Consider the following 13,879-nt stretch of genomic DNA (forward strand, 5'->3'; position numbering starts at 1 on the left):
GCGATGCATGTGAGTCGCAACTTCATTCAATACTCACTGCAGCTTCAGGGAACGCAGTCGCAATGAATTTCCGATGACGCAAACCGACGAAAGACTCATCGCGCCTGCAGCCACCATCGGATTCAACGTCAGATGAAACAACGGATACAAAACGCCCGCGGCGAGAGGGACTCCCAAAGCGTTATAGAAGAAAGCAAAGAATAGATTCTGCCGAATGGTCCGCATGGTAGCGACACTCAATCGCCGCGCCCGTAACAAACTTTGCAGATCGCCCTTCAGCAGCGTCACAGGCGCAGACTCCATGGCGATATCCGTCCCATTCCCCATTGCAATACCAACATCCGCAGCAGCAAGCGCAGGCGCGTCGTTGATACCGTCGCCCGCCATGGCGACGACAGCACCAGTGTCACGCAGTTGTTTTACCAGCGCCGCCTTGTCCTGCGGCAACTGGCTCGCTCTGTAATCAATCTGCAACGGTTCAGCTACAGCCCTTGCCGTTGCCTCATGATCGCCAGTAGCCATCACGATCTTCAATCCCTCACGCTGAAGCTCCTTCACGACATGCGCAGCAGAGGAACGTATCGGATCAGCAATGGCAATGCTGCCTGCAAATACATCGTTAACAGCAACGAAGATCAGCGTTCTGCCATCCACTCGTGAAGCATCAACGTCGCGTGGCAGGTCACGAATTGCCGAAGCGTTTCCAACCACAATACGGCAACCATCAACCATCGCACGCACGCCCTGCCCAGTCGTTGAAACAAATCCTTCCGCCGAATGCAATAACACACCACGCTCATCAGCCGCACGCACTACTGCACCGGCCAAAGGATGCTCGCTCATTTTCTCGACACTCGCAGCAAGTTGCAGCACATCCTCTGCACTGAACCCCGGCTGCGGGATCACCTCCGCAACAGAAGGCTTACCTTCTGTAAGCGTTCCGGTCTTATCGATCACCAGCGTATCAACTTTGCCTAACTGCTCCAGCGCCTCCGCATTACGAAGCAACACACCTGCATGCGCTCCGCGTCCTGTGCCTACAGTGATTGCCATCGGCGTAGCCAACCCCAACGCACATGGACACGCCACGATCAATACAGCCACTGCACTCACCACTGCGTGCGACAGTCGAGGCTGAGGCCCCACCAGCAGCCATGCCGCAAATGCAATCACTGCAGCCGCAAGCACCGCGGGGACAAAAATGCCACTCACGCGATCAGCGACTCGCTGAATCGGCGCACGCGTTCGTTGCGCCTCACTCACCATCCGCACGATTTGTTGAAGCATCGTATCTGCTCCGACGCGTTCTGCACGCATACGGAACGCGCCTGTGCCGTTCATCGTGCCACCGGTAACAGCATCATTTGCGGTCTTCGCAACAGGCATCGACTCGCCAGTCATCATCGATTCATCAATCGACGAAGCACCATCCAGCACAACGCCATCTACCGGAACACGCTCACCCGGACGGACGCGCAGCACGTCCCCTACATGCACTTCCGACAACGGCACATCTTTCTCTGTATTGCCTTGCACACGCAGTGCCGTCTGCGGGGCCAAACCAAGCAAAGAACGCAACGCCGCACCGGTGCTGCTCCGTGCGCGAAGCTCCAACACCTGTCCCACTAAGACCAGTGTGACGATCACCGCCGCAGGTTCAAAGTAAAGACCAATCTCTCCCGATGCGTCGCGGGCTGTTGCAGGAAACAATTGCGGCGCTTCCACCGCAACCAGACTGTAAAGATAGGCAGCGCCCGTTCCCAACGCAATCAGCGTAAACATATTCCAATTGCCGGTGCGGACTGACTGCCATCCGCGTACAAAGAACGGCCATCCACATCCCCAGACCACTGCGGTAGCCAACAACAATTCCACCACTGGCATGTGTCGCATGAACATCATCAGCAACAACGGCAGCGTCAATAGCGAAGCGATCCAAATCCGCTTCGTCATGTCATCTAACTCAGAGGTATCTTCCTCCAACACAACTCCCACGGGCTCCAACGCCATGCCACAGATCGGACATGTTCCAGGCCCAATCTGCCGAATCTGTGGGTCCATAGGACACGTGTATTCCATGCTTTCCGCGCCCGCAGGCGGCGGAGCGTCGGAAGCAGGATGGAGATATTTTTCAGGATTAGCGGTGAACTTCGCGTGACATCCCTTCGCACAGAAGTAATAGATGTCGCCCTTATATTCCGCGGTGGCTGCGGCCTTGGCGGGATCAATCATCATCCCACAGACAACATCCGTAACCTTCGGAGTAGCAGGGGCTGAAGACAACGTCACGAGTTGCTGTCCGCTGCCGCAGCAACTGTCGGCCTTCGTGTCTCCCTGCAGATACTTTTGTGGATCGACGACAAACTTGTCGCGGCAACCTTTGCAGCAGAAATAATAAGTTTTTCCTTCAAACTCTGTAGAAGCAGCAGCATTCGTCGGGTCCACCGACATGCCACATACTGGGTCTATCTGCACCTCTACCGCCTTCTCTTCACCACAGCAACTCATGCAACACACCTCAATTCCCCGCACTTGAAGGCAGATTCCGCATCGCATCTTCGGCGCCGATGCTTACAGGTTTTTCCAGCGCTCCATCAAGAGTAAAGTTTTCTAAAGCAATGGCCGTCGACCATTCCTCATGCAGCGCCTTCACATAACCAAGCTCCAACTCATACAACATGGCCTGCGCCTCAAGCACTTTGGGATAGGCCTGCCCCATCTGCTGGTACTTCATCACTTCCAATTCATATGCCCGGCGGGCTCGTGGCAACATCTGCGTGCGATACCGCTCCGCCGTGAATCGCGCCTGTTCATATTGTTGTGCAATGGGCTCAGCACGGTCCCGTGTCCACATCTGCGTTCGTACAACTGCAGCCTGCGCACGAGAGAGTTCCGCCTTCGCTGCACCAACATTACCCTGATTGCGATTCCACAATGGCAACTGAACGCCCGCCTGCGCAAAGCCCATCCAGCCGGCTGCTTTATTCGTTCCATCCAATCGCTCACCGGAGTACCACTCGCCGGCGGTGATCTTCATATCAGGAATCGATTCGCGTTTTGCGGACTTCACCTGTGCCTCTGCAATCGCAACAGATGCTGTTGCCTGCTTCACCGCGGGACTATCATCTACTCCCTTGCGCATCAAATCCTGAATATCCATCTGCGGCGGTTCAGTCAATTTTCCATCCAACGGCTGCGCACTCATCGACGACACGCCCGCTGTAGCAGCAAGCCTTCCAAACGCTCCAAGAAACATCCGTTGAGCATCGACAAAATCCATCTTCGCCTGCTCCGCTTGTATTTCAGCTTTTAATACATCTGCTGCATCCGCCTGCCCCACACGCATTAATTCATGCGCATTCACCTGCGCATCCTCCGCTCGCTTCAACATACGTTCATGAATGGACACCGACACTTGCGCACTCAATGCATCAAAGAACCGCTGCGCAACGTCGTTATGAACACGCGCACGTTGTGTTTCTACGCCAAGTTCATTCGCCTTGCCTTCCGCGCGTGCGACGTCACGACGCAATGCAAGCTTTCGTCCCAACACAATCTCCTGCGAAAGGAACGCGCCCTGCTCGCCGCCATGATAACTGCCGCCGCGAATATGCTCTCCTGAATAGCCAACCACCGGATCGGGCGGCAACGCTACCTGCCGTGCTTGTTGCTCACTGCGTGTCACAGCCGCACGCGCCTCAATGAGCGAAGGATGGTGCGTCTCTGCAAGATCTAACCACTGCGCCAAGGTCATCGCGGGCTTCTGCATAACGTCCTTCAACAATTCCGGCGCGGGAAGATTCTCACCCGTGCGAAACTCCAGTGCCTCCGGCTCCTGCACTTCCTGCATGGGATACGCAAGAGCACTCCGGGCTGCAGGAGCACTTTGCTGCTGTTGCATTTCACCATGATCATGGTGCATGCCTTCCATAGATTGCGCTGCAGCCGCACCACTCACCATTACGCATGCCAATACCAGAGAATGCATCCTCATCGACGCACCTCCTCGGCCTTCGCAACAGCACTCGTTGCAGCACCGCCATACAATGAAGCGAATGGATCCTTCGGTCGATTCGCAGCCTTCATTGCAGCAATCACGCGATCATATTGTTCTGCAGGCAACACACGCACGAACGTCATCATGCCCTGCATGAAACGGCTCCAGCCTGCATTCAATCCGAGATTCTCTGGCCGATTGACCAACGCATCCATCTGCATCATCGGCCCTTCCATCAAAGCGTCTTGCGGATAGTTCGGCACGTTTTCTGCGTTTGGCGCAGCCTCCTGCATCTGCTGCATCATTCCTTCTTGGCTTGTATCAAAGGCTCCCTGCTGCTTGCGCTGTTGTGCGCTCATACGGGGCGAACCATCCATCTGCTGCTGCATCATGCCCATCATGGATGGGTCCATGTCTGTATTTGCAAGTGCAACATCACCATTGCGCATTGCAGGCTTCGTAGCCATATCCATATTCATGGGGCGCGTCATCGGTCCCACCTGCGTCACCATCTGATTCATCATGTGGTGCGGTAGATGGCAATGCAGCATCCAGTCGCCAGGATTGTCCGCAACAAACTCCACATCGCGCGCCTGTCCAACGCCAACCAACACAGTGTTTCCGGGCCACCACGCTGTCTCCGGAATTCGGCCACCTTCTGTGCCGGTGGTATAGAACGTGTGTCCATGCACATGCATCGGATGGTGATCCATGCCCATGTTCACAAAGCGAATGCGTATTCGCTCGCCCTGCTTCACGATGAGCGGCGTGGTTGCCGGGCTGGCTTTGCCGTTCAGCAGCAGCCAGTTGTACTCCATCTTCATGGTGTCGGGGATCGTCTGATTCGCAAGCAGAGCGAACTCCTGCAGATGGATGACGTAGTCCTTCTCGCAGTGCGGACGATACGGGACCTTCGGGTGCATGATCACCGCGCCCAGCATGCCTGCCATCTCCTGCATGGCCATGTGCGAGTGATAGAAGAAAGTGCCTTCCTGCTTGATGACGAAGTTATAGGTAAAGCTCTCACCAGGCTTGATGGGCGGTTGACTAATGCCCGGCATACCATCGTTGCCGATGGTGTCTTCAAATCCATGCCAATGGATTGACGTCGACTCAGGCAGTTCATTCTTATAAATCACGCGGATCTTATCGCCCTGCGTGACCTGAATCGTAGGCCCCGGCGCACTGCCGTTGAAGCCCCACACGTCCACCCACTTCTGCGGCGCAATCTGCTGGCGAAAGACACTCGCAGTCAGGCGAAACACCTTCACATCGCCGTCCATCTCGAATGGCAAGTCTCCCACTTCCGTGGTTATGACTGGAGCCGTGGCCAACGGCTTTGCGCCCGTATCCAATTTTGAAAGCGAGCCACTTGCTGTGCCCAGGTATCCGCCCTTCGCATGCACTTGCGGTCCTGCATTCTGCGGAACAGAGGCCATAACCTCCGCCTTGCTTTCGCGCCCAGTGGCAAGTAATGCTGCGGACCATGCAGCCGTGCGCTGCAGAAACGATCTGCGTGTCGACATCTTTAGAAACTCCATGCTGAAAACCAACGTGTACCAACGGCGCATAGCGACACACCGCAACGTCAGGCGTGCATAACTGCGCATTCATAAACACGCAGCAGCAGCCGACGTATTACACGCGCAACATGGAGGTCTGTTCGAGAGGAGAGAGTGGAACAGCAAGAGGATGATCTGCGGCATCCAGAGTGCGAGTAGCCGGCACAACCACATGCTCTGTGACGGGAAGAGTCACGGCCACCAGCAGTCCTGCATCATCCGTTAAAACGCGAGAGTCCGCAGAAGGAGGCAATGCCTGATGGCGGCAATTCATCTGCCCGCATCCAGCATCTGCATTGGGCAAATTGTTGTGCTCAGAACGCATGCCCTGGCAATGCTCCATACTGGAGTCCATCACCATGGCATCGTCATGCGATGTCACAGTGGCCTCATCCATCGCCGATGCAGCCATCGGCGGCATTGCCGACATAGCGCATAGCGACTCACAACGTGCCGTTCCCACAGAGAGCAGCAAGAGCAGGCAAAGCATCGCGTTGGCGATCGTCTTCCGCATTTCACTGTCCTCCTGCCTTCTAGGATGCACCAGAATCGCGTTCGATGCATTCCAAACTCGCATGCCTACTGAAGAATCGGCACACCGCCAAGGTCTTGCGAAGCCGCAATCCGCGCGGACCACTCTACCGGACCAGTCGTATGAACGCTGGTTCCATCCGCGCTAACTGCCACGGTCACAGGCATATCTACCACTTCAAATTCGTAGATCGCCTCCATTCCAAGGTCTTCAAATGCCAGCACCTTCGACGCCTTGATAGCCTTCGACACCAGGTACGCCGCGCCGCCAACGGCCATCAGATACACCGCGCCATTGTCCTTAATGGCTTCAATCGCCTGCGGTCCACGTTCGCTCTTACCCACCATGCCCAGAAGACCGGTCTGCTCCAGCATCTGCCGCGTGAACTTATCCATACGAGTCGCAGTCGTCGGTCCCGCTGGCCCCACCACTTCTTCACGCACCGGATCGACTGGGCCAACGTAGTAGATGAAGCGGTTCGTGAAATCGACTGGCAGCTTCTCATCACGGTTCAGCATGTCCGTCATGCGCTTGTGGGCAGCATCACGCCCCGTCAGGAGCTTGCCGTTTAGCAGCACGGTTTCCCCCGCCTGCCACGTCGCCACTTCTTCACGCGTCACCGTATCCAGATTCACGCGGCGCGCATTTGTGGGGTTGTAAGTCAGCTTCGGCCAATCTTCCAGCGACGGTGGATCAAGCTTCGCTGGCCCACTGCCGTCCAGATGAAAATGCACGTGCCGCGTGGCCGCACAATTCGGAATCATGGCAACGGGAAGATTCGCAGCGTGCGTTGGAGCGTCAAGAATCTTGATATCCAGCACAGTTGTAAGGCCACCAAGCCCCTGCGCTCCAATACCAAGAGCATTCACCTTGCGATAGAGCTCAATGCGCAGTTCCTCAGTCTTGTTCTGCGGACCACGCGCAATCAGGTCCTGCATGTCGATGGGTTCCATCAGCGACTGTTTAGCCAGGAGCATCGCCTTCTCCGCCGTGCCGCCGATGCCAATACCCAGCATTCCCGGCGGGCACCATCCAGCGCCCATCTGCGGCACCATCTTCAGCACCCAATCCACAATGCTGTCCGACGGGTTCAACATGGCGAACTTACTCTTCGCCTCGCTACCGCCGCCCTTCGCCGCCACGATTACATCCACCCCATTGCCAGCGACAAGTTCGGTGACCACAACCGCAGGCGTATTGTCCTTCGTGTTCTTGCGGCTGAAGGCAGGATCCGCCAACACCGACGCACGCAACGTGTTGTCCGGGTCCAGGTATGCGCGGCGCACGCCTTCATCACACATCTGTTGAACATCCAATGTGGCATCGGCAAACTGCACGCCCATGCCGATCTTCAGGAAAACAGACACAATCCCGGTGTCCTGGCAGATGGGGCGATGCCCCTCCGCACACATGCGGCTATTGATCAGGATCTGCGCCATCGCATCCTTGGCAGCCACAGACTCCTCCAGCTCATAGGCACGAGCGAGGTTCGTGATGTAGTCCACCGGGTGGTAGTAGCTGATGTACTGCAGCGCATCCGCAATGCTGCTGATGAAGTCTTCCTGCTTGATCTGCGTCATGACAACTCCATGGTAAGTCACTGGAAATTTGACCGGATGCAATCAGATTCCAGTTCGCAGAGGCTATCGAAAGATAGCCTATCTTAACCCCTTTGTTTGTGACCTAATAACGACAATTAACGACAAGTTCTGCAAGCACTGTAATTCTGGAAATCTCCTCCTCCCGGCGGTCTTTTATGTGTGGTATTGCAGGCTTCCTGGCTCTGAAAGAGCAGGCGTCCTCCCCGTTCGAAACACTGAACACGATGGCATACCCGATGAGAAACAGGGGGCCAGACGCGTATGGATCCTGGATAGGGCCGGAAAAAGAGGTCGGCATGGCCCACCGTCGCCTGTCGATCATTGATCCCACACAAGACTCTGACCAGCCGATGCATCTTCAGGGTGGCTCTCTCACCATCGTCTTCAATGGAGAGATCTATAACTTTCGTGAACTTCGCTCGCAATTGGAGTTTTACGGGCATCGCTTTCTGACTGAGAGCGACACGGAAGTCCTTCTCCACATGTACCAGCAATACGGGCTGGACATGCTTCCCATGCTTCGAGGGATGTACGCCTTCGCCATATGGGATCGAGATAGCCGAACGCTTGTGTTGGCGCGGGATCCTTTGGGCATCAAGCCCATGTACTACAGCGTGGTCGACGGCAAGTTTTGTTTTGCTTCGCAGGTGAAGTCACTCACGCCGCTACTGGACACCTACACCCCTGATCCCGCCGGCCAAGCAGCCTTCCTTTTGTGGGGTTCGGTTCCTGAGCCTTACACGCTTTACCGTGAGATTCGGTGCATGCCTGCGGGATCCGCGATGATCGTGGAGCCGGGATGCGAGCCTCGGATCATGCAGGGAGAGACGGTCAGCGACGTCTTTGCCGCGGCTGCGGAACAAGAGGTGACACAGGATTGGTCCGAGCGACAGCATATCCTCCGCGAAGCACTGATGGACTCCGTTTACGCCCATATGATCGCGGACGTTCCAGTAGCGCTCTTCCTATCGGCAGGGTTGGATTCCGCCACTATCGCGGGGTTGCTGAGCGAAAGAAAAGAAGGCTCTCCTGAGACAATGACGCTCGGTTTTACCGGCGGCAACATCGTAAATGAAACCAAACTAGCCAGCGAAATCGCCGATTTTTATGGCTTGGGACATAAGGAAAGGTATTTCGGCGCGAGAGAGTTCGCGCAAATGTACGAGGCGTTCGTAGAGGCAATGGACCAGCCCACGATCGACGGCATGAATGTCTTTATGATCAGCCGCATGGCCAAAGATTTTGGTTACAAAGTGGCCATCTCCGGCATAGGAGGCGACGAACTCTTTGCCGGTTATCCCAGCTTCCGTCAGGTCCCCTCGATGAAGCGGACGTTTCAGTGGGCGAATGGTATTCCCGGCATAGGGCAGACATTCAGGTGGCTATCCGCACCTTTACTACGTCGTATCACTTCCCCAAAATACGCAGGGCTGCTGGAATACGGCGCTAATATCCAGGGTTCCTATCTGCTCCGCCGTGGTCTTTTCATGCCATGGGAATTAAAGGAAGTAATGGATCCCGACATGGCCCGCGACGGATTGCGTGAACTGGAGAAGACAGGCCTGATTGGACTGCGGCTTCCGACGTCGATGCAATCTGACGATGTCGACAAAATGCATGTCCACATCCTTGAAATGACCATGTACATGCGGAACCAGTTATTGAGAGACGCTGATTGGGCCGGTATGGCAAACTCTGTCGAAATACGAGTTCCATTCGCCGACTGGAAACTGTTGAAGATCCTCGCGCCCTATATCGTGCACGGGGGCTTCACGAAACAGGATATGGTCGCTACCCCAACAAGACATTTGCCACCCCATATCCTCAATCGACCCAAGACGGGCTTTGCAGCTCCCGTCCGCGACTGGCTCAGTGCAGGCTTCCCAGGAGAAAAGCCAAAGCGTGGACTGAGAGGCTGGGCGCTTCATCTGCAAAAAGCGTTCGCTGTGGGATGATCATGACTCGCCCAATACAATCAGACAATGCGTCCGATTGGCGATGTTCTGCAACAACTTCACTCTGGAGTAACGACCAGCCGCATGCTGGTTGAACAATGCCTCACCAACATCGCCAATCCCGATGGCGAAGGTGCGCGCACGTTCACGCGCGTTAACGACAGAGCTCTGCAACAAGCCGATGAAGCCGACGCTCTGCTGCGCGAGGGCGATACAGCAAACAAGCCTCTGCTGGGACTCCCCATCTCCGTTAAGGACCTGTTCGATGTCGAAGGTGAAGTTACCACCGCAGGCTCGGTGGTTCTGAGCGAAGCTCCACCAGCCGATCAGGACGCGGCCATCATTGCACGTCTACGCGATGCAGGGGCTGTCATCATTGGACGCACGAACATGACAGAGTTCGCCTACAGCGGGCTCGGTTTAAATCCGCATTACGGCACTCCTGCTAACCCATGGGATCGCGCACATCGTCGCATACCTGGCGGCTCCTCCAGTGGCGCTGCGATCTCCGTGACAGATGACATGGCCATCGCAGCCATCGGAACTGATACAGGTGGTTCGGTGCGAATCCCGTCTGCGTTATGTGGACTTACTGGCTTCAAACCCACAGCTGGTCGCATTCCGCTACACGGCACGGTGCCACTGGCTCGCAGTCTTGATTCCGTCGGGCCGCTCGCAGTCACGGTGGATTGCTGCGCCCGATTGGATGCCGTGCTCTCAGGCGAGATCCATGCATCACACCCCCCACTACCTCTGCATAACCTCAAGTTCGGCGTTTTGCAGGGTTACGTTCTTGAAGGATTGGATGACACCACTGCCACCGCCTTCCACAATGCGTTAAACGCGTTGAAAGAAGCTGGCGCGACCACAGAACCAGTGGAATTCCCCGCGCTGGCGCGGATCCCTGCAAGCAACCAGACCGCTGCGGCGGAAGCCTATGCATGGCACCGACGCTCGCTTGCAACCAGCGGGCACCGCTACGATCCGCACGTCTCCACACGCATCCTGCACGGCGCCAACATGCTTGCCGCTGATTTGCTGGACTTGATGCAAGCACGCCGCGAAATCATCGCTGAATCCATGCAAGTCTTCGCTGGCTACGACGCCATCCTCCTGCCCACCACGCCCATCATCGCGCCCTCTATTGCCGACTTGGAACACGACGATGCAGCCTACTTCAATGCCAACGGACTAATGCTGCGCAACACCAGCATCTTCAACTTCCTCGATGGCTGCGGACTTTCCGTTCCCTGTCATCGCAACGGTGAAGCACCCGTTGGTCTGATGATTGCCGGGACTCACGGCAGCGACGCTCATATCCTGCGTGTCGGCTCAGCTATCGAAGTGGCTCTGACGCCATTACGCCAATAACAAAAGCCTCGCCGAAGCGAGGCTTTCTTATCCAGATGAAGAACCACCTACTCGATAGTTAGTTCGCGCGTAATCGTATCGCGCGTATCAAACTGACTGATCGTCTTCTGATCGGTCTTCTTCTCTTTCGATTCCGCCCAAAGCTGATAGTCCACGGTACGCGAAAGCTGCACGAAACGGAACTTGCCTGTCTCATCCACAGTGACGGATTTAACGTTCTTGTTGCCGTCGTTTTTGAGGTACACCACAGCGCCCTTCGCCGGTACGCCATCCTTGCCCTTCACCACACCGCTGACCACGCGTTCATGCACAACGGTCTTGGTGTCATACGTGCCAATTCCAAGGCCTTTCTCGCCGCCTGCGCCTGTCCCGTTCGCATTGCGGCTCATACCCGGAATAAATTGGGCGTGTGCACTCGCAACTCCGGCAAATGAGAACACTCCGGCAAGAAGGACCAAAGAAAAAGAGAAACGCTTCATGGGCATGATTTTACTCCCGCCGAGGGCAGTTTCGCACCCCTGTTTGCAGCGTGGCTAACATCTAATTTCATAAGGGAGATAGAGCATGAACACCCGCAGAGAAAAAGATTCGCTTGGCTATGTAGAGGTTCCGGCCGAAGCGTTGTACGGAGCGCAAACCGCTCGTGCCATTGAAAACTTCCCCATTAGCGGCCTCCGCGCCAATCCTTTTCTCGTCCGTGCTTTAGTGCTCATCAAATTGGCCGCAGCCAAGGTCAACGGCGACCTGGGACTGATCTCCTCAGAGCAATCGCAAGCAATCCAGCAGGCGGCTCAGGAAGTCCTCCACGGCCAACATCTCGACCAGTTCGTAGTGGACGTCTTCCAGGCTGGTGCAGGCGTCTCGCTACACATGAACACCAACGAAGTGCTCGCCAACCGAGCGTCGCAGATCCTTGGCGGCAATCTGGGCGAATACGCGCAGGCGCATCCGAACGACCACGTGAACTACGGCCAGAGCACCAACGACGTCTTCCCAACTGCCATGCGACTCTCTGCCCTACTAGCGTTGCACGAGCTTTATCCGGTGCTGGAATCGCTAACGGAAGGTCTGGAAACAAAGGCCGCCGAGTTTGACCACATTCTAAAATCTGGCCGCACCCACATGCAGGACGCGGTTCCCATTCGTTTGGGTCAAGAATTTGCAGCCTACGCCGTGGCCATCCGCCGCTCTAAAACCTTCATTGCTGAGGCCAGCGCCGGTCTTCGTGAACTGGGACTCGGCGGCTCAGCCGTTGGCACCGGCATCAACACCCATCCCAAGTATCGTTTTGCTGCCATTGATTTGTTAGCGAAACTAACGGGTGAACCCCTAATCGCTGCGGAAGACATGCGCTATGCCATGCAGTCCTGTGCGCCCATGGCCAGCGTCTCCGGTGCGCTACGTACGCTGGCGCTAGAAGTCGTCCGCATCTCCAACGACCTCCGTTTGCTATCTTCTGGCCCCAATACTGGTTTCCGAGAAATCGATCTCCCTGGGTTACAACCGGGCTCATCCATCATGCCGGGCAAGGTCAATCCGGTGCTGCCGGAACTCACCGCCATGGTTGGTTTTCAGGTTTGCGGTAATGATGCGGCGGTTGCTATGGCTGTCCAGGCAGGCCAGCTTGAATTGAATGTGATGATGCCCACCATGGCGCACAATGTTCTCCAGTCCATCACCATCCTCTCGAACACGCTGCGTGAGTTGGATCATCGCTGCATCCGCGGCATCACCGCCAACGAGGCTCGCTGTGCCTTCTACGCGCAATCTACGGTCTCGCTCGCCACGGCGCTCAATCCCTACATTGGCTATGCAAAAGCAGCGGAGGTCGTAAAAGAATCTATCGCTACCGGTCGATCCATCATCGACCTTGTACGTGAAAAAGGGCTGCTCACCGAGCATCAGATCAGCACCATCCTTGACGCACGTGCCATGACTGAACCGCGCGAAAAAGAAGACGCATAACGCAGACAGGCCGCCTCGAAGGGCGGCCCATGCTTAAAACATCTTGGGAAACTACCGCTTCGACTGACGTCCGAAGCGGTACACAACACCCGCCTGCACACCCAGGTTGTTCTGTACCGTTCCACCAAAGGTGGTGCCCACGTAGGTAGGCTGCACACGAACTGCCAGGTTGTTGTAGATGTTGTAATCCGCGATCACAGAAAGTGAATAAGCAAACTTCGCGTTGGAATCCGGCCACATGCCCAGGTCTTCCGAGCGCAGTCCCTTCGCATCGCCACCGAACTTGCTCATGGCCACACCGGCCACAGCGTTGGCGCTGAGTGTGTACTTTTCCTTGGCGTAAAAGCGGTACTGCGGACCCGCCATGAAGGTGTATTCGCTGATCTGCGGGCTATACACGCCATTCTTCACGTACAGGTTCGGAATGTTCGCATTGCCATAGAAGCCACGCACATCGCCCACAATACCCAGCGTGGGGCTGAGCTGATAGTTGGCGTTCATGAAGAAGTTCACTTCAGAAATCTTCTGCAGGTTCTGGCCAGTACGGAAACGAAGGAAGCCGCCGCCGCCCGCTACTTCCCAGCGGTGCGAGTAGGCGTCCGCGATATTGCGCGCGATGCGTGCCTGACGATTCGCGTTCTGGCGACGCGAGCTGCGGGTAGGCGTAGACGAAGTGGCCTGTGCGGTGGCCGTTGCGGCAAACAGGATGAACGCGGCGGAGGCGGCAAGCGCGCGCGGCGCCGGTGCGGTGAAACGGAACATCAACCAATACTCCTCAGGTGGCCCGGTGGCTTGCTACGTTGGACGGAAGCGGATAAAAATCCGGGACGACCCGGACGGACCACAACACCCATTAGAACATTCCCTGCCGGACACGCGCGAGAAAGAACCGAACC

10 protein-coding genes are annotated in these 13,879 nt (G+C 56.2%); 3 read left to right on the forward strand and 7 right to left on the reverse strand.

Features of this window, described 5'->3' with window-relative positions; translation table 11 throughout:
* Nucleotides 1-33 precede the first annotated feature (33 nt).
* The 5 genes from BLT38_RS10135 to BLT38_RS10155 all read right to left on the reverse strand — a co-directional run bounded on the left by BLT38_RS10135 (nucleotide 34) and on the right by BLT38_RS10155 (nucleotide 7,671).
* Nucleotides 34-2,508 carry a heavy metal translocating P-type ATPase gene (locus tag BLT38_RS10135; protein ID WP_083345058.1) on the reverse strand — a complete coding sequence of 825 codons (2,475 nt, stop codon included), beginning with the start codon at nucleotides 2,506-2,508 and terminating at the stop codon, nucleotides 34-36.
* Nucleotides 2,509-2,518: 10 nt separating this feature from the next.
* Nucleotides 2,519-3,994, reverse strand: coding sequence for a TolC family protein (locus BLT38_RS10140; protein WP_083345059.1), 1,476 nt, complete (start codon nucleotides 3,992-3,994; stop codon nucleotides 2,519-2,521).
* Nucleotides 3,991-5,523: a multicopper oxidase family protein gene (locus tag BLT38_RS10145; protein WP_083347035.1), complete on the reverse strand. Its 1,533-nt coding sequence runs from the start codon at nucleotides 5,521-5,523 to the stop codon at nucleotides 3,991-3,993. Before BLT38_RS10145 ends, BLT38_RS10140 begins: the two co-directional genes overlap by 4 nt.
* A gap of 112 nt (nucleotides 5,524-5,635) precedes the next feature.
* A complete protein-coding gene (locus tag BLT38_RS10150; protein WP_083345060.1) occupies nucleotides 5,636-6,073 on the reverse strand; it encodes a hypothetical protein in 438 nt (145 codons plus the stop codon).
* A 65-nt stretch (nucleotides 6,074-6,138) separates the two neighbouring features.
* Nucleotides 6,139-7,671 (reverse strand): fumarate hydratase, encoded by a 1,533-nt coding sequence (locus tag BLT38_RS10155; RefSeq protein ID WP_083345061.1) that lies wholly within the window; start codon nucleotides 7,669-7,671, stop codon nucleotides 6,139-6,141.
* 176 nt (nucleotides 7,672-7,847) lie between these two features.
* On the opposite strand from BLT38_RS10155, the gene asnB reads away from it, so the two are divergent.
* Together asnB and BLT38_RS10165 are read left to right on the forward strand one after the other, a co-directional pair.
* Nucleotides 7,848-9,647, forward strand: a complete 1,800-nt coding sequence (asnB, locus tag BLT38_RS10160; protein ID WP_083345062.1) for an asparagine synthase (glutamine-hydrolyzing) — start codon at nucleotides 7,848-7,850, stop codon at nucleotides 9,645-9,647.
* A gap of 27 nt (nucleotides 9,648-9,674) precedes the next feature.
* The gene (locus BLT38_RS10165) at nucleotides 9,675-11,018 is read left to right on the forward strand and encodes an amidase (RefSeq protein WP_083345063.1); all 1,344 of its coding nucleotides are present in this window, start codon (nucleotides 9,675-9,677) and stop codon (nucleotides 11,016-11,018) included.
* Between the two features lie 47 nt (nucleotides 11,019-11,065).
* Here the strand turns inward: BLT38_RS10165 and BLT38_RS10170 are convergent, their stop codons facing one another.
* Nucleotides 11,066-11,497: a carboxypeptidase-like regulatory domain-containing protein gene (locus tag BLT38_RS10170; protein WP_172838223.1), complete on the reverse strand. Its 432-nt coding sequence runs from the start codon at nucleotides 11,495-11,497 to the stop codon at nucleotides 11,066-11,068.
* 85 nt (nucleotides 11,498-11,582) lie between these two features.
* Between BLT38_RS10170 and BLT38_RS10175 the strand changes: the two genes are divergently transcribed.
* Nucleotides 11,583-12,983 carry an aspartate ammonia-lyase gene (locus BLT38_RS10175; protein ID WP_083345065.1) on the forward strand — a complete coding sequence of 467 codons (1,401 nt, stop codon included), beginning with the start codon at nucleotides 11,583-11,585 and terminating at the stop codon, nucleotides 12,981-12,983.
* 51 nt (nucleotides 12,984-13,034) lie between these two features.
* Here the strand turns inward: BLT38_RS10175 and BLT38_RS10180 are convergent, their stop codons facing one another.
* The gene (locus tag BLT38_RS10180; protein WP_083345066.1) at nucleotides 13,035-13,745 is read right to left on the reverse strand and encodes a hypothetical protein; all 711 of its coding nucleotides are present in this window, start codon (nucleotides 13,743-13,745) and stop codon (nucleotides 13,035-13,037) included.
* Nucleotides 13,746-13,879 lie beyond the last annotated feature (134 nt).

Source organism: Terriglobus roseus (assembly GCF_900102185.1).
GTDB lineage: Bacteria > Acidobacteriota > Terriglobia > Terriglobales > Acidobacteriaceae > Terriglobus > Terriglobus roseus_A.